Below are 21,078 nucleotides of genomic sequence, written 5' to 3' on the forward strand. Positions count from 1 at the left end.
ATCCATACGTTCCGCCAAACGGTAGTATCTAGCTGCCCGAGTGAAAAATTACTGTATATCCATACAGAGAAAATCTCAACCTAGATTGGGTACCTCCATCTATAGCACGCTTGTGCCTAGCCAGCGAATTTCAGCTTGTGTGCCGAGTGCACACCACCCCGGATCAGGGTAGTGGTAGTGAATGGGGAGTAGCTGACCCGGTATTCCGGCGAACCTTCCTGACAGCTCCAGAGTTTTCGGCTGATATGATCCCGCACATCAAAATCATGGGAGCCAGGCGGAATGGATGCTAAGCAAGCGATCGAAGTTCTTCAGACCGATCTGAAAAATAATAAGGAAAAAGGGTTTACGACCGTCAACGTCGACGCGCTGGATAAGTATCTTGAGCAGCTCAAAGGGCATGCGATGCAAAACACCGGCTCTCCAGAGACAGAACTCCAAGATGCCGAGCATTCGCATCAGTGGGATATTGAGATGGTCAGGTCTGGCTGGGAGGCTAGTACCAACGCTCTGAAAACATGTTTCTTAGTCTCGGGGGGCTCCGCTGCGGCGCTACTAGCGTTTGCAGGCTCTGCTTGGTCTGCTCTAAAGCCTGAAGGGCTTGAAGCTCTTGCGTTGACCATGGCATTGCTTGGTTGGGCAGTTTTCGTCACGGGTATAGCGACCGCCATTACTTACCTGGCGCAATACTTTTTCGCTGAGCGCTTGAAGTGGCACGAGAGGGCAGGGGACGTATGCCAGTGGACTGCGGTTTCGTTAGTCGTGGTGGCCTATGTGCTGATACTTCTCGCATATCTTCAGGCGGGAAAAATGTTCTCGATGTTCAATGTCGTCAGGGCGATCCCAATCAATTAATCCAGCGAGGCAGGGCTCCCATTTCGGTAGGGCAGGTGCTGGAGATCTATAGAGAAATCAGCAGTTGCTGCGGGCGACTACAGGCGCATTTCCCTGATTACGCGCTTTGGCTTAGCTCCCGCGAAAGGGCGCGCCGGGCGTCCTTCATGAGCTGGTCGAGCGCCTGCTCCTCGAATGCCGCCGCCATTGCTCTCGCCTTCCTGACAATCAGCAGCGCCAGTTCGGGCGGAAACACCACCTTGTCGGCGGGCAGATAGTCACAGTCAATAACGGACACGGCTCTATCCTCGGTGCGCGGTTGATGCTGGCGCCGGAATGAAGCGGGGGCCAGCAGATGACCTGCAGATGTTATCAGCGGAACGTGAGCAGCTACCTGGAATCCGGGGGTTGGTCGAGCTAGCACGCGGACTGGTTTCCGCTCCAAGGTGAACAACTCGTTCACCGCCTGATCCGACCTGCTGTCAGGCCGCTGGAAGCCACGGCAAAGACTTGACGAGCATCTAGCGACAGGACACCACATTCCACGCTGGCTGCGGCGTGCTGCGTGGGCTGCGGGCAGTTTTCCCGTGGTCTGTCGTCGGAAATCCGTCTAGTGCCTGTCTAGTATTGCCTGGTGCGCTAAGGATTTGTCTGGCCCGGTATTTCACCACCCTATCGCGCCAGGATATTGATCAAACATCCACCTTGACGGCCGCCCCTAGAATTTTAGACGAGGCTGGTGCTGGTCAGGCATCCGGAATGCTCGTAAAGCCTTGATCTGCGTGGCTTTCAGCGTTCCAGCCACTGGTGGCGCCAGATAAATCCGTCAAGACCTGTCAAGAATTTCGTCAAGGCTGGTCAAGGATTCGGCTCTCGGAACCGCCCGCCGCGGGTATGCCCAAAATTCTGGACGTGGTGGGTATCTGGACTGCTACGCCGATCTGTCGGAGCCCTTGATCGCTGGGGCTCCCGGCCTGAATCAGGTTGCGTGCCGCGCCGCGATCCGTCCAGAACTGTCCAGAATAGCCATTATTTACCTCCTCACGACTGCCCCAGACTGCCGGCGACAGTCAGCTCAGCAATGCCCTGGCGAATGAACGCCAGGTTCTCATCAAGCGTTTCCAGCGCGCCGCGAACGTTGTTGGCAATGTCTGCCGATCCGCGCTGTTCGACCCAGTTGGAAAGCTCCTCCACGGCGGCGCCCAGGGCGAGTTGGTTTTGATTGAGGCGGTCGAACAGGCTGGCGATCAGTTTGGTATCCGTCATGGTGGCTCTCCGTGTTTCGAGAGAGCGTAGCACCGGCGCCGCGAATACCTGGAATCACCTTTACTTGGTTTGTGTCTGCTGCGGCAAAATGCCCTGGCGATGTGATACGGGATTTCCCCGCATCTAATGCGTGAGCCCCGCCCGCATTGGCCGATGGGCGTTTTCACTCGGTCACGCTCGCCGAATCCGTCTCATGCCTGTCTCACATTCGCCAGCGATTCGGTAAAGGCCAGGTAAAAGTAGGCGGGCCGAAAGCGCCGTATCCGTCTGAGGTCTGTCAGGGGTAACAGCGGCCACGGTGCGCTTGTTTGACAGGTTGGCCGCGCAATAAACCTCAGACGCCCACCCGGCATGTGTTTGGTCTGATGCCTGTCTCGCAATCCGTCAAAGTGTGGTCAAAGTAAATGCCGGCGCCAGTGTGTTGGGATATACACGGTTATTTGAATTCATCACTCAATGCTGGCGCAGATCGTGCGTGCCGGCATTCGCCGCCGAATCGTGGGTCTGAGCCTGGCCAGGTGCCAATGGAAACCACTGCAAAACACTGTGGAAACATGTATTTGGTAACCGCGACTCTCTCCAAGATTAGATTGGATTTTTAAACGCTCCTTTCACCATAAATCAAAGATGAAATCGATGGCTAATAAGTCGAGTTTGTTTTCAATGTGCTGCTAGGGCGCTTGCTCATCTTTGAGCTGCTCTGCCGCGTCTGGTGGAGTCTCCGCAGGCTCGAGTGATCTCATTACCTCAATACTTAGCTCTCTCCGGCGGCTATCTACTAATGTGGAAATTCTTTTGAATATTTCAGTGAGTTCTAAATGGTTGTCCTTCTTGTCATAAGGAATGATGAATATCCTTCGAAGCTCTTTATTGATCTCTACATATTTGTCGGTGTGTGTGCCTGACAAAAATATATAATGCGGCCTAGCGTTGGGGATGTTGTGAGCATAATTTTCAATTACTTGAGAAATTGCTGGGTCGCTCAGTGAGAACCCTACAAAAAGTACTGTATGGGTAAGAAGTACGGTTTCTATGAATTTTGCGTAAGCCCAGTTTCCATATGCTTTATCTGAATAATCTTTCTTGGTGAAAATCATGGTGTCTATGTCATCGATAGAGCCATGGATTTTAAATATATAACTCTGAGAGTCTCTAAACGCTTGAAAGGAGTCTTCGCCTATGGATTTTACAATGTGCGGGTGATGTGTGGCATTTTTGTTTACATCGTTCCATGCGCCTTCGAGGTAGAGATCGAAGTTTGTGGTTAAAACGATGCGTTGATTTAGTTGCATCAAGGTTTTTTGCAGTTCGGTCGGTGTTCCTCTTTGAGCATATTCAGCAGTGAGCAGTTTTTTCCACTCATCAGTTCCCATCCCCCGGCTGATCATTTCACAAGCCATCAAATAGTCTTGGCTTTTGATCATCTGCTTCGCGTGCGACTTAAGCTTTTTATCAGTAAGCAAGTCTGCAGCGTCTTCCAAGAAGCTTGACCATAGTTTTATTCTTCCGCCAGCAACTGTTGTGACTCCGGCGGATACTCCCGCGCCGATAAAAATAGCAGCTCTTTTTTCTGCAAGGTCGTTAATCAAATCTGGGTTTATCGGGCGCATAGTTACTGGCTCTCAGTCCGTTCGGCCTCTGTAACAGAAAGGTTTTCTAGAAAGCGTAGAGCAAGTGCGCTGTAAATTTCTCGAGCTTGCTTTCTCATTAATGTATAGCTACCGAGAGCGCTCACGTTGATCATTGGCTGATGAAGAGTTTGTGATTTTGGCGCAAGACTGGCCAAATGCTTAATCTCTCCTATGTGCGGATTTAGTGACTTAGGATAAAAGTAACTAAGGTTTTTGCTGACCACTGCGGGTAGCTGTTTACTGATATGGTTATAGGCCTCAACAATCCGAGTGCCCTCTTTTTCTCTACGTTCTTTATGTTGTTGAGTTACATACCCTAGAAATCTCAGCTTTTTGCTGATTAGTTGTGGTAGTTCAGTTGGGTCTTCAGAGTTCTTCATTCCAAATTCAAGATCTTTTTCCCATACTTTTACAGCTTCTCCGATATTTTTGAGAGCCCAGCTTGAGAAGATGTCAATAGACATTGGAACTAAGAAATAGTCGACTGCCAGAAGTATAGCTCTGTTAATGGCGCCGAGAGATGGCCCCATATCAAAGAAAATGTAGTCATATTGTTGAGTTTGCTCTATGACGTTGTGAAACACCAAAGTGGTCCTTAAACCTCGGATTCCTCCAGCTTTGGCATCTCTCCAATCTTGCGCCAAGAGATCTTCTTTAAGTGCAAGGCGGGGGTCGCCAATTATAATATCGAATCCAAAGTTCTTTGATTTTAGTATTGGCAAATTTGTTCTGTAGCCTTTGCCTGTCGACAAGGGATGAATCACGCTGTAAATGGTTTGCGGATCTACTGATCCGTATATTGTGAGAAACTCTTCATCTGGCAGGACATACTGAGTTAGATTGCATTGTGGGTCGGCATCAATAACTAAAACATTGCATCCATGATTTAAACTGAGTTCGGCGGCAAGGTTTGCCACAAGGGTAGTCTTTCCCACTCCACCCTTGTTGTTAAAAAAGCATATTGACTTTGTTCGCTGGTCGCCTGACTTTTTGACGTTGGTTTGAGGCATAGGATCAGATCTCACGGCATTCAAAAAACCTATCGTACGCTAGCAAAAAGCATTTTGGGTACTACCTCTTTACAGTCGTGGGAAGAGAGACTGGACGGGGCCACTTGGCCAATTCACTAAGCTTTCCGAAAACGGAGTAATTTCCAGTTGAAACCTGTGCCTGGTAATCAAATCTTTTGAGCTCCGGTGGCCGGCCTGGTTCGCGCCTTGGTGGTTGCGAACCTCGGTGCGAACCTGCTGCCTGTACGCACCCGAGTGCGTACCAACCGTGCGTACTGAGCTGCGTACTTCCTGTGCGCAATTTGCGCAATTTGCGCAGTTACTGCGCAGTCCAGAGGCTGTTGCTGAGGCTTGAGTATCTGCGGGCTGCCATGGGCACCACGCGGCCCTATGCGTGAATATGCTGCGTGAAGGGTGCGTGAAACCTTGAAGGGGGAAGGCTTCGCGCATTGACCAGATGCGCGACGGACGTGCGCGACGAGCTGCGCGAAACACGCCGCTGGAACTGGTCACTTATGGTGGTCACCGCGCTTGGTCACCGCCCGGGTATCCATCTTGTATCAGCGTCAATCCGTGGATACCTCGTTGGATACTGGCTGCTTTCGACCCGAAGCTTTCCTTCACTAAGACAGCAATCGGCCACTTGCCCGAAATGCGACCTGTTGTTGCCAGATGAGCAGCGAGACAGCGACAATACTTTGGTGCTTGCCCTTAGGTGAGCCACTACTCAACAGGCAACGTTCCTGCGAAAGGGAACAAATAACTGGTCCCCGTTAAATCCAGGCAACGCGCATACCGCGGATCAATGACGCATCGCGTCCTGCTTTGCCTCCGTGTCTGCACGTCCAGCATCTACCAGCCACGACCGAGCGATAAGCTCGAGCATTGCGTGGGTACGTACGAAATCCAATGACGCCTGCGCCCATTCCTGTGCTTGTCGAGCGAAAGCCCGCTCCTGTTCGCCACCCTCTCCGAGTGATTTGCAGAACACGCCTCGCATGTTGACCCTTTCGATGCGAATCCCGAGCTCTACCTGCGAAGAAGCGAGTGTCTCTATGACATGCCGAACGGCTTCGTGTGGCCAGGCGCCATCCTTAAGACTCATTGGGGCATGGGCCAATACTTGGCCGATCAACTGATCAGTAATGTCCTGCCGATTATTTTCTGCTGCAAGGCGCCGGAGCTCGAGGCACCACGCCAGCAATGTATCCAGATTGACCTCTTGATCCGTCTGTCCTGGCAAGGACTTCAAGCTTTTCAGCAACTGGTATGCATTAGTGGCGCGCCCCTTCTGCGATTCAGAGGCTTCCATCGCCTCTGCCCCCTTGGCTCTGAACACCAGACACACCAGCTCCATGAAAAAACTCGGCTGCTCAAGCAGCATTCGATGTAGGGCTTTGGGCTCATCGCGCAGCAGAGGGAGGTAGGCAAACTCTAGGCTCGCCATTTGCTCCACCGTCGTGTCCGATCGCTCGGCCAACGCCCTGATGACCTTTTCAATGTCGAAGAAACTGGTGGCCAGATGAGCGCCAGGCTTGGCGTTTTGCTCTGCAACTCCATCCATCAACAGTGACAAGACTTCCTGTGTCGGAATCTCACCAAGTCGACGGGATACGGCGCTCAAGGCGGCGACAGGACGTCCAACTTCTCGGTATTTGGCCACTGCATAAAGCAGCTCATCGGCGCTCACTTCGAGGGGATATGGCGATTTGAAGGTCCAATAGGCTCGCGCCACTTCATTTCCGAAGGTCTCGACGTACAGCCATGTCTGCTTGTTTTCAGGGATACGCTCGATCACACTCGCTACACGGTCAACAGTCAGGCGACTGCCTAGAAGCGCAGAACGCGCCTCCTCTTTCCATCTCTCCTCGAAGCGTGTGATCCCGTCCGCCATGACTCCTCCAGCTGCGAGCTCTAGTTCCTGCACGCTACTCGCGAGCAAGCCTATGAACAACGCAAGGCGTTCCTCGTAGGAAAGTTCAAGGCGCAACGCGGAGTAAATCACGAAGTGCGGAATCTTAGCGCGGCCCGCCAGTTGCAGGACGCCCTGAACGCCGAGCGCCTCGTACACTGCCTTCATGGCCTGCAAACGGGCATTTTCAATGAGCAGGGAAAAATCGGCGCCTTCGTCGTCCATGCCTTCCACAGGTGGCGTCCAATCATCGAATAACCAGGTATGGTTTTCTACCAGCGTTTCTGGCACGTACTGGTTGATTAGCGGCACCAAGCGTTCAGCCCGCTCCTTCGACATCGCCCAATCCGCGCTCGAATACTTCTGGTGATGCTTGACCTGCACGTTCAAGGCTTTCCATATTTGTGTTCGGTCATCAGCGTCAACGATGCTCAGCACCTCACTGAGCCGTTCGACGGTAGCCTCGAAAGTATCCTCCTGGAAATGATCGAGCGCGTTAATCAACGTGATCCAGCGCTCTGGCGTCGAGTCTGCTGCGTCGACCGCCAGCGCTATGATTTTGGCCTCGCTCTCCCAGACCAAACCATATGTCAGGGTTTCACCGTGATCCTGTTCGTAATCTCTAAATTTTGGCTTTTCGGTTGGCGAGCTCGTATCTCCTGAACTGGGAAGTAAGCAGACGAGGAGCGGCCAAGCAATGCTCGGGACGGCGTTCACGATGGATTGCAGAGCAGCCAACCGACGCTTTGTATTCACAGAAGTGCATGGCACCCATGAGAGGAATATAGCGCGCAGGCTGTTGATGGGCCGGTTGCTTAACTTGCCGCCCGGGTCGATCGCCGCAAGCTTGGCAAGGCATAGCACGGCCCGCTCAAAGTAGCTGGCATCCCAGGCGATCACTTCTAGCGCCCACAACAACCCGCAGTGGTATGTTACGGGAGTGAGCATTCCGGGGTGCTCGTCGAAAATGGACAAAATGCTCGGCGAGGCGCCCTCAAGCTGACGCTCAAGGGCTTCTAGAAAAGACCTGGGGGATGCCTCCGCAAGCAACGAAAGATTCTGGCTCAGACTTGCCATCAATGTGGAGTCGCTCGACAGGCCAGGAATCGATCTCACCAAGTCGTCTACGAAAACTTGCGGATCACCACCTGCAACAGTGAAACCCGCATGCTTATGAAGTACGGCCATATGTAGCAGTGTCGTCATCAATCCGTTTCTAAGCTGTTCACTGTGCGAGGTTTCCTGTTCACGCTTGCTGCGCAGCACGAAGGGTTGGTCTGCAGTGGGTGGTTTATGAGACGCCACAGCCGTCTGGAAGACGGCGATCAGAGCCGCTTTGAACTGCTCCAGGTGCCTGCGCCCAACGCGAGGAGCGAGGTGCAGAAACGCATCGACGGGGGCTTTCGTCGCCCACAAACTTTCTATCCGCTCGATGGGCGAATCCTGCATGTTTAGGAATTTGAGCAGGTCGTCCTCGGTTTCATCATAAGGTTTCTGGCTGAGCGAACTGAGGATTTGTTGATCATGTTCTACATTGCAGATCCATGCTCCCGCCAACATGGCCGGTATCAAAGCGTCAGCATCGCCGACCCACCTCGGCAACTCAGCGGTACCACTTGGCTTCTGTCGAGCCAATACCGCCAGGCTCCGACCACAGGTGCGGGCAGTCTCATATCCTTCGCTTTCAGACATACCCATGTAGGTGAATGCTTTGCCAAGCTGAGCGTTGGTCGGTCGTACCAAGTCGACATGATCGATCTTTTTGTCCTCGGCCCCTGCGCTTATCACTGTTGGCCCCGAAGTCTTCAGTATTCCTACGCAGCTGCGTGCGGCGAGTCGGGGCAAGTAGATAAGGGTGCTCGTATTAACCAGATGCCGAGCAGCCTCCTCCGTCTCAACGATCAAGGTCCGCGCTTCCAGCGGCTTGCGCACTGTCTCGGGCGCCTTGCGTATCGCGGCGACCGCAAAGGCAATAACCTCGTCGGTAGTGTCGGCGGCGAATGCCAGTCGTCCACTCCCCTGGGTCAAATTTCGCAGCAAGTCTTCAGCTTGGGATTCTCGGCCGGCGAGCAGAACGTCTTCAACCAGCGCAGGCTCGAAGCGGCGAGAAAAAGACTCCCAGAACTCATCGGTGCTCAGCACGCCGTGTTGGGGGGCGCGTTTGAATGCATGCCGCGCCCAACGCGAGGCAACTGCTGGGCTTTGCGCAAGCCAGTTCTCTAGGAGCGGCCCATCGAGGTAGACGACACGCTTCCACTCACCCAACTCGTTCTTTTCATCAAGCCAGTTTTCAATTTTTACCTGGGGCGTGTCCCACGTCCTGGGCGAGACGATAACCAAGGAGTGCTCAGCACGATCTTCAGCAGTGACTTCCTTGGTGCGCTTGTTGTAGTCAGCTTCGGCCTTAGTTTTGCCGGCACCGTTGGTTCCGAACTCCCAAACTGACTTTCCGTCTGGCACGAACGGGGATGTTGCATCAACGTCGAGATAGCCATCGAAACCTCGAACTTGCCCCATGTCACCGTGCAAAAAACGAAGCCGGCGCACCCTGGTGGCGGTGGCCCAGATCAAGTCCTCCACCAACTCGGGCACCTTATCCCTGCCTTGGAGGGTGTCGGCCCACTGCCCTAGTTCAAGTGCACTGATCCACTTCAATGTTTTTTTCTCCCTTTGCATGGTGTCGGTGAATGCCGAGACGGCGCAGCTCCTTGGCGTTAGCGCACTCTAACCCACGGCAGAACTGAACCGCTAGGCACGCAGCGTTGCTACAGGCCCTTGCCTCGGCAGGCATGTCTCAACCGGAAAGGTGAAAATGGGGATGTATTTATTTTTCAGACTGACTGGCTACTTCTCCCAGATTTCCGCTGTTCATTTTTTAGGAGGTGTATCGCATAAGTGTGATTGTCGGTCACCGAGGGAATTGCGTGGAGTTATGCCAATGTGGTTGTCGGCCTATCTGGTCAGCGCCGGCGACTTCTCAAACTCGATATTGGGGCGGCTCCAGAACCTGACAAAACCTGACATTTTTCGAGTACGGGACTTGGGGCGAAGTTGACAAATGTTGACATCGGATCGGCCTGGCGCCGGCGGCAACATTCGCCCCCTGTTAGCAAAAGTTAGTCCCGGGAGAGGTTGGCCAATCCGTCTCCCTGTTAACAAAAGCCGACAGTGAGTTGGCATCGGCGAGCGGATGCCTACTTCTAAACTCACTGAACCCCAGAAGCTCAGGTAGGGCGGGTTCAGTGAAATGATTGGGTGAAAACCTACTTTTTGTCTGTGATGGCCGAAATACCTTTGATCTGGAACCATTTCTTTGAGGGCAAAAGTGGTGAGCGGAATCGGTTTCCGCTAACTCTCGTGGCTGTTTGAATTAAAAGATCCATCGCGGCAGCAAGACCGTCTTCTTTGTAGGCGGTCGACTTGCTGCCTTCCGTAAGGCATGGAGTGCTTGGATGCTTGGTTTCCTCCAGGTAGTCATTGAAGGTATCGCGCGCAACAGCCATACCGTAAATTCGCCAAGCATATTTCTTACCCAGATAGTGACCGTCAGTCGCGTTATGTTGGACGCGATCCCTAGATTTTTGGGTTTCGACGGAACGCTTTTCTTCACCGAGCAGACGTGCAACGTAGTGACTTTTGAACTGGTCAACATCGTCAGCCTTAGCAGTTGCGGAAATATCCACCCAGTTCGCATTATCTTCGACAGTGAAGCCAATATTGTATCTCTGGCCTTCTTCGAGAACGGGCTCGTGATTCGCAATAAACTGATAGACCGTATTCGTATTTTCCGGTGTGAAACTGTGTAGGTACTTCCCATCGGGATGCGGGACTATTCTATAGTTTGTAATAATAAGAGTCGGTGTAGTATGTAGTTCACGAGATTTCATTTACTCTTCCTTGATGATAAGTGGGCTAAATGCCCGTACTGGATGCGCTTAGCGAAACAGACGATTTGGTCTGAGTGAGACCATATCGTCTGTTTCAACCAGTCAACTAAATGGAGCTTGGGCGTATGTCCGTTCCATTCTGAGTACCCGAAATCCTGAATTTTTGGGTTTCTCCTGAGCTTACCTCGGCTGCCGTTTCCTTCACGGGCTGACCGATCTGCATTGCACAGAGGCCGTTGCCTTCGTCATCGCCGGCAATGCCAACGATATGCCGACCTGGCTTGACCTTGAATTTCACAATTTCGCCGGTGTCGATGCGGGCGACCTTTTTTCCGTCGATGAGCACGGTGGCCATGCAGCCGCCAGACGCCCAAAAGCCGTTGTCTCGACTAACTGCCAGTGTCGCACCACCAGGAATGTCTGACTGATAGGCGTAGACCCTGTCGGAGGGCACCCGCTTTGCAGAGCCAGGCGCTACTGGTGTGCTTGAACATCCAGCCAGTAGTGCGAAGGTGACGGTGGCGAGCAAAATCCTGTGCATATTTCTTCCTCCAGGGTTGATGGATCACTTTACACCAGCACCCCTACATCTGGTCTTCTGCGTAAATGGCAGCGCTGATGATCGCTCCGCCTACCCGCCGTTTGCCGTAACAGAGCGGCACCGGGTTGCCACTGGCCGTGGTGTTCTTGGCGCTGCCGAAGGCGTACCCGGGGGTGTTCTCTGGTGCGGCACTGGTCTTCAGGCCGCCGGCCTGGGGGCTGAGCATTTGGATAACACCACCAGCAGCAAGAGCAATGCCTGGGGCAAGCGTAGCGCCGTTGGTGAACGGACTGGCCACGATCAACACGATTCCGATGATGGTCTGAAGTATCCCGGCGCGCTTGCTCCCGGTGATCACTGGAACCACCCGTATTTCCTTGGCTCCGCCGAGAGTCAACTCGGATTCGCCTACGTTCTTCCTGTTACGGAAAATTGCGAACTCCAGGCCGATAGAGCGCGCTCGGGCGATGTCGCCCAAGAACCCAGGGTGATTTACATCGATTGCTCTCAATGCCTCCCTCGTATCGCCATGAGCGGAAAGCGCATAGGTGTGTCTCCTTCCGTACTTTTTGGCCAAAGAGCCGCTGAGTAGGATGGTTGTTTTTGGGGTGTACTCGATGGCGGTCATACCTGGTCCTCTGCATAGATGGCGGCGCTGATGATCGCGCCACCCCAGCGGCGACGGCCGATGCAAAGAGGCACGGGCAAGCCCGACGCCACGGTATTTTTCGCACTACCAAAAGCATAGCCAGGAGTGTTCTCGGGCGCGGCGCTAGACTTCAAGCCCTGGGCTTGCGGGCTCAACATCTGAATTACGCCGCCGGCGGCCAGCGCGATGCCGGGCGCAAGTGTTGCGCCATTTGTGAAAGGGCTCATAACGATCAGTACGGCCCCTATGATCGTTTGCAAGATACCTGCCCGCTTACTGCCGACGATCACGGGGGCGATAATGATGTCGCCATGGCCTTGATAATTGAGCTCACTCTCCCCGATGTTTTTCTTTCCTCGGAAAACAGCAAACACAAGTCCGCGCGACCTGGCGTTTGAGATGAATCGCTCAAGGCCTGGAATCTGCACGCACAGCGCTTTCAAGGCTTCCGCTGGCGTGCGCACGGCAAGGTCGTAGGACCTGCCGAACTGCCGGAGTTGTCCGTAGAGTTTGATGGTGGTCATAGGGGAGTTATCGAATGCGGTAGCGGCCATGTGGCCTCCTATACGGTGATCGAAGGGGCAGGTAGCCCAAGGCGAATTGCGAGCACTGCGCGTGACATATGCGCCTGGTCGATGGTCAGCTGTTCCTGGCGTGGGTCGTAGTTCCACACCCGGTTGTAGATCGTTTCGCTTGCCCTGGCGCCGCGGAATGTTCCCCGCATAAGGTTCGCCGAAACCCGTGCTTCTTCCTCGGTGAAGTAGGGACCGTCGATGGTCACTTGCTGGCCGTTGCGGACGTGCTGGACCTCCCACACCAAGTAGCCTGCGTCTGGCCCTTGAATCAGTTCGTAGGGTTTGAATTTCTGCGTGTCGCACGCAAGGGTGAATCGCTCCTGGTACGTGGGTTTATGCTCTGCGGTGTTGGTGTCTTGATCTGTCATGGTTTCCTCTGTGCGCCGCTGGCGCTGATCATGGGCTGGTGCCCGGTGTTGTTGCTCTGTGGCGCGCCACGTTTTCGTGATTCGCAAAACGTGGCGCGGAAAATAGTCAGTTGCCGACAATGCTGAGGGCTGGTGGCAGCTTTGGGCCGAACGGCGTACCAGGGGCGAATGGGTCGGGTAGTTGGTCTTCTGGGCATTCCCTGATGAACCGGATCATGGCGGCGTGGCAGGCGCGATACAGCGGGCCACCGGCGCCCCATTCGTCGCTCTTGCGGTCGGCGCTGTCCTCCAGCCGGGATAGGTAGGCCACTCCGCGAAGGCTGGTGTCATCGTCTGCGCTGGCCTGCTGACGGTGTACTGGGTTGACGCCCAGCAGGTCGCACATCTGGTCGAAGCCCAACGCTTGCGCCAGCCCCTCGCGGTCGAACATCAGGGACTGGCCAAACCCAGCGAGTGCGCTCCACGCTCCGCTGCGGGTGGCCTCTTGGTGTTCCTGGGCTCGCTCCTCCAATTCAGCAATGGCCTGCCGGGTGAAGGGGAGGAATGCTTTCAACTTTCCCGCCTGCCGACGAAGGGCTCGCCGCTCACTGCGGATAACGTCGAGCTGTTCAGCAATGGCGCGACAGATTCGCCGGGTGGTGATGAGCTGTGTGGCGGCGCTGATGCCGGGTTTCATACCGATGTTGCACAAGCGGGTGATAAGGCTGGGCGTCATTGGTGCGCCTCCATAGGTGTGGCGTCGTAGCTGGCGCGCAGGTCGGCGCCAGCCGTGCAATGGCGGCTGGTGGGTGCGTAGCAGCTCCGACAAACCATGATGTGGTTGAGGTAGCGGTCACGGGCTTGTCGCCACTGAGGCGTGGCAGTGGCAGCGCTTGCATGTGGTCTTGTGATGAGCCGTGGAGTGCGCTCGACAGGGCTGGCCAGGACCAACCGCGTGCGAGGCCGGCCATCCACTTTTGGCGAGTCGACTCCGGAGATAGCTGGCGGCATGTGATTGAGCAGACCGGAAAGGAGGCTCATGCCGTCACCTCGACCCGATCACTGCTGATCCAATGTTCCTGTGATCTCAAAAACACCGGCAACAGCGGCAACAATGGCAACAGCCGCGTAAACCGTGGCCTCCAGGCGTTGCCGATGCTGCCAAACTGTTGCCACCGGTTTTTTACCGGCAACAGTGATAACCAAATGAAGGGAAAGTGCGGGTCTCTTATGTTGAAAATGAGGTGTGCGTTGCCAGTTGTTGCCACTTTTTTTATAGGGTGGCAACGGCTGTAAGCCACGCCCCACAAGGCCGTTGCCGGTGTTGCCACTGTTGCCAGTGATTCTAGGTTCCTGTGAACTTGGGCAATCTGGATTGCTGGTCTTTGAGTGACGTTCATGCGCCACCGCCTTCACGATCCATGATGTCTGGATCGATCACATAGAGACGCGCCTGGCCACCACCAGGGAGGCGGTAGTTTTTGGTTTTACGCTCGTTGTCACGGCGTGCGAGGACGTTAGCGCTCTCCAGAGCCTTGATGATGCGAGACAGGCCATAGCCGTGCGCCGCCTCGATGAGTGCTGGCTTGTTGAACAGGTACAGGCGGTTGGTGCCCACCAGCTCCCAGTAACCGGCCCGGTTGAAAACCTTGGTGTCAGGTGTCTGATCGTCGACGTCTGAAAAGCGGCTGCTACCGTGGCGGTCGATAAAGTCCAGGATGCCGGCAAGGATCTGTCGGTCTTCCGCGTTGCCGCTGCCCACCCTGCTGAGCCATTCGCCGTACAGCAAGCGGCAGTCGGCGAGGGCGGTACCCGGCACCCAAGGCAGCAGGCCATAAGCGATTGCCATTTCACCGGCCAGTGCGATCACCGCAAACCGATCAGCTACGCGGCCGGCCTGGGCGTTGTCCTCCACAAAGCTGGCGCGTACTCCGGCGAAGTCTTCCAGCAGGCCGGCCCGGTCGTCGCTCTCGAGCAGCTTCTCGACAAAGGCTGGCCCAAGGTGGCCGTGGTGGGCGCCGACCGCTACGGTGAGCTGCCGATGAAAGTCCGCTCCCTCAAGCCCGTGCAATTCGTCAAAGGCCCGGTGTGTCCGAGTACCGGCGTTCACGTCGACCATGCGCAATTCGGCGCCAGCGTGGGCGGCATTGCCGGATATGGCCGCGTGTTCAGAGAGTGAGCGCTCGCCGCTGGAGAGTGTCAGCAGGCGCCAGCTCAATTTGGCACGGCCTTCGCGCTCGCGGGTCATGGTGCCTTTGCCCTGGCCGTTGGCGAGGGAGTAGGCCATTTCCTGAACGCGCTTGGGGTCGGCGCGCTTGATCTCGTCCAAGGGCAGGATGGTGTCATTGCGGCTCGATGCCTCGATCTCCAGGCCGCCCTTGGTCATGTCCCAACTGGCGGCGAACACGCCCGGGTCGCCCCATACCGACGATCCGATCAGTTGCGCCAGCGACTTACCGCTCGAGCTATCCCCCACCAGGTGAACACCACCGCCCAGCACGCCCACCAAACTCAGCAGTGGGCCAGCCAGTGAGCAGCCGATCGCCAGTGTCAGTACCGGATTGCCCGCGCACTTGGCGGCCACCTCCGATTGCCACAGCGCCAGCTCGCCGCGCCGGCTGAAAAGTACCTGAGCCTTGTTGCTGGCCTGGTACCGCACATTGGCGCTGCCGATGGTTCGCCCAGGCAGCACGAACGCGCCTGACTCATGCCAGCCCGGCCGGCTGGTGGTGGCAAACACTTCTGCAGGATGCTGGTCGAGCAGGTACTCCATGAACGTGCCGCGTTTCTTGAGGGCGATAATGACGCCCATCCCGAACAAGGCACGCCGGGCGTCCTCGCCGCTGCCGCCGAACACCTCCATGGCGATGATCCATTCCTTGATGCCGCCTTCTGTGACCAGGCGCAGCAAACGGCCTTCGCTGCCATCGTCGCTATTGGTAGTGCGGGCAACGACGGTAACGGGGCTGGAGATCCACTCATCAGTGATAGGCCGGTCGCCGGTATCGCCCTCGGCGTCGTCCTGGTCTGCGGCTGCGCGCTTGAAGCTATGCCAGTAAACGCCTGGGCGCAGCTTGCGGCCCTTCTCATTGATTACCCAATGCTCGTACACCGCCCAGCAGGGGCGATCTGGCGCAATGGTCGCGGCGTCCGGCCGAAGGTTGATCACGTTGGTGTCAGGCTTGGACATGGCCGAGTTTCCAGTTGGCGAGGTCGTTGAAGTCGGTGAGGTCATCGGGGGCGCCTTCCGGCCACTCGGGGAAAGCCACTTGGCCACCCACGGCCGCCGCTGCTGCGTTTGCCGCTGCGCGCCCCGGGTTGCCATCGGTGAGCCGGTCGTCGTCGCCGGCGATGACGATTGGCTGGCCCGGGTAGCGAGCGCGCAGGCTCATCGCCGCCGGGATCAGGTTGCCCGCGTTCATGGCAGCGGCAACGACGTAGCCGCCGTGCTGGTGGAGGCTGGCGGCCGTCGCCCACCCTTCGCAGATGCAAAGCACAGAACCTGGCTCGATGATGCCCAGCGGCGAATAGGTGCCCTTGATCCGGCCGCCAAACAGGAAGCGCTTGTCGCCGTCCGGAGCAATTCGTTGCAGGTTGACCAAGCGCCCATCCAGGTACAGCGGGATCAGCAGGTCAGTGCCAAGCTGGCGCAGACCGTAGGACCGAACCGCCTTGGCTACCAGATACGGGTGGTCGGGTGAGGCACGGCGCGCATTGCGCCACCAGTGGTTGGCCTTCTCTGCTGCCTGCTGCTGGCGCCGGTGTTGCTCGGCTCCGCGCTGGCGCCGGGCAAGGTCAACTCGCTCGCGGATCTGGGCCGCTTCGCGAGCGTCCACCGGTTCGCGACTACACCAGGTGCTGGCGCCGCCGGCTTTCCAACTGCCGAAAGCGCCGGATGCAATGCCGTCCAGGTACAGCACATACCAGCCGTTGAGCGAGCCGGGCTTATCCTCCGGCACACGAAAACGGTGGATTGCACCGTCGGGCTCTGGCAGCCAGTCGAGAGGGCCATAGACGGCTTGGAGCGCATCACGGAATAGGATCGTTGCGTCCGTCATGCGGCCCCCTTCGGCTGGGTAAACCGCTTGGCCAAGTTCTCCAGTTTCTGAGTCAGGCGCTCCAGCTCATTGCAGTGGCGGCCTTGGTCGCCCTCTGAGATTCGTAGCTCCAGGAACCCGACCAGGGTTTCCACCAGCAGCGTATAGCTAGCGCTGTCGATATGAGCGCCAGCCGCGGGTGGGCCGCCACTGCCTTTGCGCTTGATTGGGGTCACGTCACCCATGACTGGCCTCCCGGCGATAAGCGCCAGCAAAGGCCCGGCAAACTTGACCATTGTTCAGGCCATGCCATTGGGTGATGTCGTCGATCCCGTCAACCAGGCAGGCCGTCACCTGAGCGTCAGCACTGCGCATGACAACGCGCCCACACTCTGCGTCGGCCTCGCTCAAGAACGGCCCCAGCAGCGCCTTGGGCGTCTTCGGGTGAGTGACGTAAAACAGTTCGGTGGCTTTTTTCAGGCAAGCCGATCCCGTCGACGCAGATGCGCCGTTTTGAATTTTCATGCTTAACCTCTTAGGTCAGGGCGTCGGCGCTTCGCGTGAGTACGCGGTGGCTTTGGACAAAATGCGGAGCTGATAAAAAGGATCGAATGTGAACGCATGTGCTGGCTCATAGGGCGACCTCGCGATATTGCTGAGCGCCGCCCAGGTCGTCCGATCCGAATAGTGCTTGATTGACGGCCTTCCGGCTTTCCAGCATCAGATCGTGTTCATCATGCGTGCCGATCCCCGCCGCCACCCAGTCAGGCAGTTCCTTGCGGCGCCGCATCTCGTTCAAGTGCGTCCACCACCGGGTAGCGTGTGAGCGCTCGGTAGAAATCGCCTCGGCCACCTCGTTACTGCGCTTGTCCAGCAGGAAGTGCGGCAATGGCGCTGACTTCCGCGCCTCGGCGTTCGCATCATCCAGCTCGTTTTCCATGCACTCGCACCACTGATAAACCTTGGTGTTCCAGTCGCTTATCTCGAGGGTGCCCAACTGTGCGAAAGCGTGAGGCGTGCTGTCTTCGCGGAAGGTCTCAAGCATCAGCGTGAAGATTGCGCGCACGCTCTCGAGCGCACTGGTCACTTCGTACAGATCCAGGACGCCGGTCTCGGCTATTTCCTTGTAGGAGCGGCTCATAGCTCACCCCCGGCGTTCAGGCCAGCGCGCCCGGACAGTGCGGCGGAAATTGCCTCGCGGTTGCAGTCGGCGGTGTTGGCGCCGTCAGCGGCTAGGTTCCACGCGACATCTACCAGATTGCGGACGTGCTGACTCGTGCCCTTGTCTGCCAATGCGGCATAGAGAACGGCCTCAACCTTGCGCAGGACGATCTGGGCGCTTTCGAGATCCTCAAGCGTGTCGTGGGCGATCTCTTGGATGGTGCGGGCGGGAGTATTCATTGCGCACCGCCGGCAGACTCCAGGGTACGAGCGATGACCATGTGGGAGTTGTAACGGGCGAGGCGAACGGAAAGTGATGAGTTTGCGCGGAGGGCGCTCAGGGCAATGCGGCGGTGAGCAAATGCGCGAATCGCAGACGGATTTAGGGCGGGCATACGTGGAGCTCCTAACGTAAGAAGGGAGCTGCCACGTTCGTTACCAAGCGAATGGGTGGCAGCTGTGCGCAGGTTGGTAAACCGGGACGTTAGGAACCCGGCAGGCACGAATGCCTCCCACGCACAGCCGCCATAACACGTAACTGCGGGCACAAAAAAAGCGCCTGCAATCGTAATGGGGGCGCTGTTGCGCCTAACGTTCAGCGGGTTACCAAGCCCGATCGCTGAATTTGCAGCGACGGGCAAACCATACCGACGACCACGACTGCTTGCAACAAAAGTTATCGACCGTTTATCGCTGATCATGAGCAGAGCTGTCATACCGCAACACTCCGGAGGTGCTTGGCCGTTAGGCTTTGGACATAGCGCAGTAGGGATGCTTTGCGGGCTGTGAAGTCCTTGCCCTGGCCGATCAGCAGCACGTCGCGGATCTCGATCAAGGTAACCAGCACCAGCTCATGGGCGCTGAGCTCATCGCGATTGCGGCCGGCGAATTGCCCGGTGATCGCCTGGTTGATCAGTTTGGCTTCGTTGATGAAGTGGTGGCGCTGGGGAGTCTTGCCACTCTCCTCATGAGCGATTGCCAGAGCCTCACACAGACCGCGATAGCCGACGGCCGATTGCTGGCGGGCCTGTTGCCATTTGGCCTGGTCACCACGTACCAGAGCGTCGATCTGCTCGTCGCACCAGATCTCAAAGTCCACAGAGAGCCAGCGAGCGAACTTCACCGCCAGCTTGGGATGGAGCCATGTACCGCTGGTGGAGGTGTTGCCGCGGCGGGTCTTCACCAGCGTAATGTGTGATTTCTCCACATTACTTTTCTCCATGCGCTCAGACAGCCGCTGGATGTATTCCTTGGTCGAGTCGAGGCGCAACCATTGCGCAGGCTCTTTGCCAGAGCGCTCCGCTATCTCCGTTGCATGGAGCCAGCCATCAGCATTGAAGCGCACTGCCTGGCCTTCGTAGTTGAAGGGAATGATGCGGGCGCTCATGCTGCCACCTCCGCAGGCGGGTTGGTGCTGAGGTAGTAGAGCGCCATGCCCTGATGAGTGCGCCCTTGATCGTCGGTCAGGGTAAGGCGGTGAGTTAGGATCTTATGGCCCAGGCTGCGCAGTTCATTGATGCGGGCACCAGGGCGAACGATGTTCAGTTCGCGGATAGCGGTGAAGGTATCAATCGGACCAGCTTGCAGGCGCTCCAAAAGGCGAGCGCGTTGCGCGGTTCCGCTGGTATTCTCTACGTGAGTTTTTTCTGGGCTGGCCTTATTTGGTTGGCCTTTTTTTTGGTCGGCCATTTATGCAGCCTCCACTCGCAGAGCGACCAACGAGTCGCACCAGGCAATAACTTCTGCCTCGATCCATACGGCGGACTTCGGCCCAAGCATCACTTGTTTAGGGAAGCGCCCTGCGGCAATGCGTCGATAAATCTCGGATGTCGAAAGGGTGGTCAGCGCTTTGACTTCGCCTAGCTTGATGAAGCGCCGAGGCTGTTCGCCTGTTTGGGTGGGCTGTTCTGATTTGCGAATAGGGTGGGCTTGAGTTGTCATCGTCTGCGCCTCCTGGGGCGTTGTTGGTAATCGACGATGACAATGCTGGCGGTAGAGGCTGAGGCGGAACAGGTAACAGGTGGGATTTAACGTGTTACCCGTGGGCCGAATTGCTGTCAAACAAACTAGGGAAGGCCTTGTGGGGCGCGGGCTGCAACCTGTCACCCCTTATTAATTGATCTAGCTATGGAACCGCCTTTTTTGCGTCCAGCGGCAGTAAGCGCAGTGACGAATAATTTCACCTTCACCGCCGGAAGAGTGATCCCTTTTGCTTTAAACCACTTGTTAACAATTGCGCTCCAGCCAACGGTTGGTGCGGTTGTTCCGTTCTGTGTGACATCGCACCAACATTCAACAATCAAGCGCCCGTCCGGTGGCGAAAGTTGATTGTCGTGGTTCATGAACTCGGCTAGCCCCATGACCTGTTCAAGATGTTCCTCCATGCGAATGTTTTCGTCTTCAGCATCGCGCCTGGCCCTGCGCTCGTCGCTGAGCTCGCGGCGCTGTAACTCCATCTCGTCAATGAGTTGTTGGTTTTGAGCTGTCTTGGTTTCGAGTTGAGCCGAAAGCTCGACTACTTTTTGCTCAGCCCTCTCCCTGGCGATCTGGTGCTCGTCGAGTTGTTCGCAGGCGCTCTTTTCACCCTCGCGGCGTAACTGCGCTTGTTGCGCTTTGAGAACTATCGAGGAGTTTCCCGGTATCAGGGGGGGCTGGGCGTAGCTAGTTGCAGCAAAGCCATTGACTGCCGTTGAGACAGGTACGCTGTCGTTTGCCGGTTGAGCGAATCCAGCGGCGAGCTCCGCGCGTGCGGTTGCCTCGTCAACTAGGCGCTCAATCCATTTGCGCCATATCAGTACATTAGCCGCAGGTACTGGGCCAGAGCTGGTGGAGATGTTGATGGCCAGCCTTCCATTGCTGGCTGAGGTGAAGTAGTCGGCTAGCGCGCCGTGAGTGATCTGAGTATTCCTGTCGGAACGACCTTCTGAAAAGATGCTCGCATTCAGGGAGTGAATAGGCTGAGCTAACGGCGCCAGCGTATTTAGGGTTGCGGCGAGCTCGAAGGCTAAGAGCCGGGGGTTCAGGTGGTGACCTGACGCCCAGTCAGAATAGATCCCGTCGAGCTTTATTCGCCCGAAAGGTCCTATCTGATTGTCTCCACCGGCTTCCGCCATTCGATTAGCTCATATGTGATCGACTGTATGAATAACCAGCCGTGACCAATATGTTAACCGCCCAAGACTTGAAAAAGGAGCCCTTGGTGCTCACTGGGAATGATTAATTAGAATT

The 21,078-nt window shown here is 56.3% G+C and carries 22 protein-coding genes and 1 pseudogene; 1 reads left to right on the forward strand and 22 read right to left on the reverse strand.

Annotated features, from left to right (window positions below):
* Positions 1-282: 282 nt before the first annotated feature.
* Positions 283-855 (forward strand): hypothetical protein, encoded by a 573-nt coding sequence (locus tag ABWL43_RS01485; protein WP_404486393.1) that lies wholly within the window; start codon positions 283-285, stop codon positions 853-855.
* A gap of 77 nt (positions 856-932) precedes the next feature.
* Here ABWL43_RS01485 and ABWL43_RS01490 read toward each other — a convergent pair.
* The 22 genes and pseudogenes from ABWL43_RS01490 to ABWL43_RS01595 form a co-directional block, all read right to left on the reverse strand.
* Positions 933-1,132: pseudogene (locus ABWL43_RS01490) on the reverse strand (hypothetical protein).
* 743 nt (positions 1,133-1,875) lie between these two features.
* Positions 1,876-2,100 (reverse strand): hypothetical protein, encoded by a 225-nt coding sequence (locus ABWL43_RS01495; RefSeq protein WP_404486395.1) that lies wholly within the window; start codon positions 2,098-2,100, stop codon positions 1,876-1,878.
* A gap of 671 nt (positions 2,101-2,771) precedes the next feature.
* Positions 2,772-3,710: an SIR2 family protein gene (locus ABWL43_RS01500; protein ID WP_404486397.1), complete on the reverse strand. Its 939-nt coding sequence runs from the start codon at positions 3,708-3,710 to the stop codon at positions 2,772-2,774.
* 2 nt (positions 3,711-3,712) lie between these two features.
* Positions 3,713-4,741: a ParA family protein gene (locus ABWL43_RS01505; RefSeq protein WP_404486399.1), complete on the reverse strand. Its 1,029-nt coding sequence runs from the start codon at positions 4,739-4,741 to the stop codon at positions 3,713-3,715.
* An 802-nt stretch (positions 4,742-5,543) separates the two neighbouring features.
* On the reverse strand, positions 5,544-9,308 hold the full coding sequence (locus ABWL43_RS01510; protein ID WP_404486401.1) for a hypothetical protein: 3,765 nt from the start codon (positions 9,306-9,308) through the stop codon (positions 5,544-5,546).
* Positions 9,309-9,916: 608 nt separating this feature from the next.
* The gene (locus tag ABWL43_RS01515) at positions 9,917-10,540 is read right to left on the reverse strand and encodes a hypothetical protein (protein WP_404486403.1); all 624 of its coding nucleotides are present in this window, start codon (positions 10,538-10,540) and stop codon (positions 9,917-9,919) included.
* 106 nt (positions 10,541-10,646) lie between these two features.
* On the reverse strand, positions 10,647-11,081 hold the full coding sequence (locus ABWL43_RS01520; protein ID WP_404486405.1) for a hypothetical protein: 435 nt from the start codon (positions 11,079-11,081) through the stop codon (positions 10,647-10,649).
* A 43-nt stretch (positions 11,082-11,124) separates the two neighbouring features.
* The gene (locus ABWL43_RS01525; RefSeq protein ID WP_094774304.1) at positions 11,125-11,709 is read right to left on the reverse strand and encodes a tail assembly protein; all 585 of its coding nucleotides are present in this window, start codon (positions 11,707-11,709) and stop codon (positions 11,125-11,127) included.
* Positions 11,706-12,284: a tail assembly protein gene (locus ABWL43_RS01530; RefSeq protein ID WP_404486407.1), complete on the reverse strand. Its 579-nt coding sequence runs from the start codon at positions 12,282-12,284 to the stop codon at positions 11,706-11,708. The genes ABWL43_RS01525 and ABWL43_RS01530 overlap by 4 nt, the downstream gene beginning before the upstream one ends.
* 8 nt (positions 12,285-12,292) lie before the next feature.
* Positions 12,293-12,673, reverse strand: a complete 381-nt coding sequence (locus tag ABWL43_RS01535) for a hypothetical protein (RefSeq protein ID WP_404486409.1) — start codon at positions 12,671-12,673, stop codon at positions 12,293-12,295.
* A gap of 106 nt (positions 12,674-12,779) precedes the next feature.
* Entirely contained in the window at positions 12,780-13,388 is a 609-nt protein-coding gene (locus tag ABWL43_RS01540; protein WP_404486411.1) for a hypothetical protein, read from the reverse strand.
* Between the two features lie 323 nt (positions 13,389-13,711).
* Positions 13,712-14,059, reverse strand: a complete 348-nt coding sequence (locus ABWL43_RS01545) for a hypothetical protein (RefSeq protein ID WP_404486413.1) — start codon at positions 14,057-14,059, stop codon at positions 13,712-13,714.
* Positions 14,049-15,842 carry a DUF927 domain-containing protein gene (locus ABWL43_RS01550; protein ID WP_090292730.1) on the reverse strand — a complete coding sequence of 598 codons (1,794 nt, stop codon included), beginning with the start codon at positions 15,840-15,842 and terminating at the stop codon, positions 14,049-14,051. The genes ABWL43_RS01545 and ABWL43_RS01550 overlap by 11 nt, the downstream gene beginning before the upstream one ends.
* On the reverse strand, positions 15,829-16,710 hold the full coding sequence (locus ABWL43_RS01555; protein WP_404486415.1) for a toprim domain-containing protein: 882 nt from the start codon (positions 16,708-16,710) through the stop codon (positions 15,829-15,831). The genes ABWL43_RS01550 and ABWL43_RS01555 overlap by 14 nt, the downstream gene beginning before the upstream one ends.
* Positions 16,707-16,934, reverse strand: a complete 228-nt coding sequence (locus ABWL43_RS01560) for a hypothetical protein (protein ID WP_404486417.1) — start codon at positions 16,932-16,934, stop codon at positions 16,707-16,709. Before ABWL43_RS01560 ends, ABWL43_RS01555 begins: the two co-directional genes overlap by 4 nt.
* Entirely contained in the window at positions 16,927-17,214 is a 288-nt protein-coding gene (locus tag ABWL43_RS01565) for a hypothetical protein (protein WP_404486419.1), read from the reverse strand. Before ABWL43_RS01565 ends, ABWL43_RS01560 begins: the two co-directional genes overlap by 8 nt.
* A 106-nt stretch (positions 17,215-17,320) precedes the next feature.
* Positions 17,321-17,830 (reverse strand): hypothetical protein, encoded by a 510-nt coding sequence (locus ABWL43_RS01570; protein WP_404486421.1) that lies wholly within the window; start codon positions 17,828-17,830, stop codon positions 17,321-17,323.
* Positions 17,827-18,090, reverse strand: coding sequence for a hypothetical protein (locus ABWL43_RS01575; protein ID WP_404486423.1), 264 nt, complete (start codon positions 18,088-18,090; stop codon positions 17,827-17,829). Before ABWL43_RS01575 ends, ABWL43_RS01570 begins: the two co-directional genes overlap by 4 nt.
* A gap of 472 nt (positions 18,091-18,562) precedes the next feature.
* Positions 18,563-19,237, reverse strand: a complete 675-nt coding sequence (locus ABWL43_RS01580) for a KilA-N domain-containing protein (RefSeq protein ID WP_404486425.1) — start codon at positions 19,235-19,237, stop codon at positions 18,563-18,565.
* A complete protein-coding gene (locus ABWL43_RS01585; protein WP_404486426.1) occupies positions 19,234-19,539 on the reverse strand; it encodes a helix-turn-helix domain-containing protein in 306 nt (101 codons plus the stop codon). Before ABWL43_RS01585 ends, ABWL43_RS01580 begins: the two co-directional genes overlap by 4 nt.
* Positions 19,540-19,791 carry an AlpA family transcriptional regulator gene (locus ABWL43_RS01590; RefSeq protein ID WP_191946999.1) on the reverse strand — a complete coding sequence of 84 codons (252 nt, stop codon included), beginning with the start codon at positions 19,789-19,791 and terminating at the stop codon, positions 19,540-19,542.
* A gap of 161 nt (positions 19,792-19,952) precedes the next feature.
* Complete coding sequence (locus ABWL43_RS01595) at positions 19,953-20,963, reverse strand: hypothetical protein (protein WP_191946998.1); 1,011 nt, start codon at positions 20,961-20,963, stop codon at positions 19,953-19,955.
* Positions 20,964-21,078 lie beyond the last annotated feature (115 nt).

The sequence above is a fragment of the Pseudomonas sp. HT11 genome, assembly GCF_044875395.1.
In the GTDB taxonomy this organism is placed as follows: domain Bacteria; phylum Pseudomonadota; class Gammaproteobacteria; order Pseudomonadales; family Pseudomonadaceae; genus Aquipseudomonas.

Coding starts and splice junctions, on each gene's coding strand:
- ABWL43_RS01485 (WP_404486393.1), top strand. CDS start 283: ATGGATGCTAAGCAAGCGATCGAAGTTCTTCAGACCGATCTGAAAAAT.
- ABWL43_RS01495 (WP_404486395.1), bottom strand. CDS start 2,100: ATGACGGATACCAAACTGATCGCCAGCCTGTTCGACCGCCTCAATCAA.
- ABWL43_RS01500 (WP_404486397.1), bottom strand. CDS start 3,710: ATGCGCCCGATAAACCCAGATTTGATTAACGACCTTGCAGAAAAAAGA.
- ABWL43_RS01505 (WP_404486399.1), bottom strand. CDS start 4,741: ATGCCTCAAACCAACGTCAAAAAGTCAGGCGACCAGCGAACAAAGTCA.
- ABWL43_RS01515 (WP_404486403.1), bottom strand. CDS start 10,540: ATGAAATCTCGTGAACTACATACTACACCGACTCTTATTATTACAAAC.
- ABWL43_RS01520 (WP_404486405.1), bottom strand. CDS start 11,081: ATGCACAGGATTTTGCTCGCCACCGTCACCTTCGCACTACTGGCTGGA.
- ABWL43_RS01525 (WP_094774304.1), bottom strand. CDS start 11,709: ATGACCGCCATCGAGTACACCCCAAAAACAACCATCCTACTCAGCGGC.
- ABWL43_RS01530 (WP_404486407.1), bottom strand. CDS start 12,284: ATGGCCGCTACCGCATTCGATAACTCCCCTATGACCACCATCAAACTC.
- ABWL43_RS01535 (WP_404486409.1), bottom strand. CDS start 12,673: ATGACAGATCAAGACACCAACACCGCAGAGCATAAACCCACGTACCAG.
- ABWL43_RS01540 (WP_404486411.1), bottom strand. CDS start 13,388: ATGACGCCCAGCCTTATCACCCGCTTGTGCAACATCGGTATGAAACCC.
- ABWL43_RS01550 (WP_090292730.1), bottom strand. CDS start 15,842: ATGTCCAAGCCTGACACCAACGTGATCAACCTTCGGCCGGACGCCGCG.
- ABWL43_RS01555 (WP_404486415.1), bottom strand. CDS start 16,710: ATGACGGACGCAACGATCCTATTCCGTGATGCGCTCCAAGCCGTCTAT.
- ABWL43_RS01560 (WP_404486417.1), bottom strand. CDS start 16,934: ATGGGTGACGTGACCCCAATCAAGCGCAAAGGCAGTGGCGGCCCACCC.
- ABWL43_RS01565 (WP_404486419.1), bottom strand. CDS start 17,214: ATGAAAATTCAAAACGGCGCATCTGCGTCGACGGGATCGGCTTGCCTG.
- ABWL43_RS01570 (WP_404486421.1), bottom strand. CDS start 17,830: ATGAGCCGCTCCTACAAGGAAATAGCCGAGACCGGCGTCCTGGATCTG.
- ABWL43_RS01575 (WP_404486423.1), bottom strand. CDS start 18,090: ATGAATACTCCCGCCCGCACCATCCAAGAGATCGCCCACGACACGCTT.
- ABWL43_RS01580 (WP_404486425.1), bottom strand. CDS start 19,237: ATGAGCGCCCGCATCATTCCCTTCAACTACGAAGGCCAGGCAGTGCGC.
- ABWL43_RS01585 (WP_404486426.1), bottom strand. CDS start 19,539: ATGGCCGACCAAAAAAAAGGCCAACCAAATAAGGCCAGCCCAGAAAAA.
- ABWL43_RS01590 (WP_191946999.1), bottom strand. CDS start 19,791: ATGACAACTCAAGCCCACCCTATTCGCAAATCAGAACAGCCCACCCAA.
- ABWL43_RS01595 (WP_191946998.1), bottom strand. CDS start 20,963: ATGGCGGAAGCCGGTGGAGACAATCAGATAGGACCTTTCGGGCGAATA.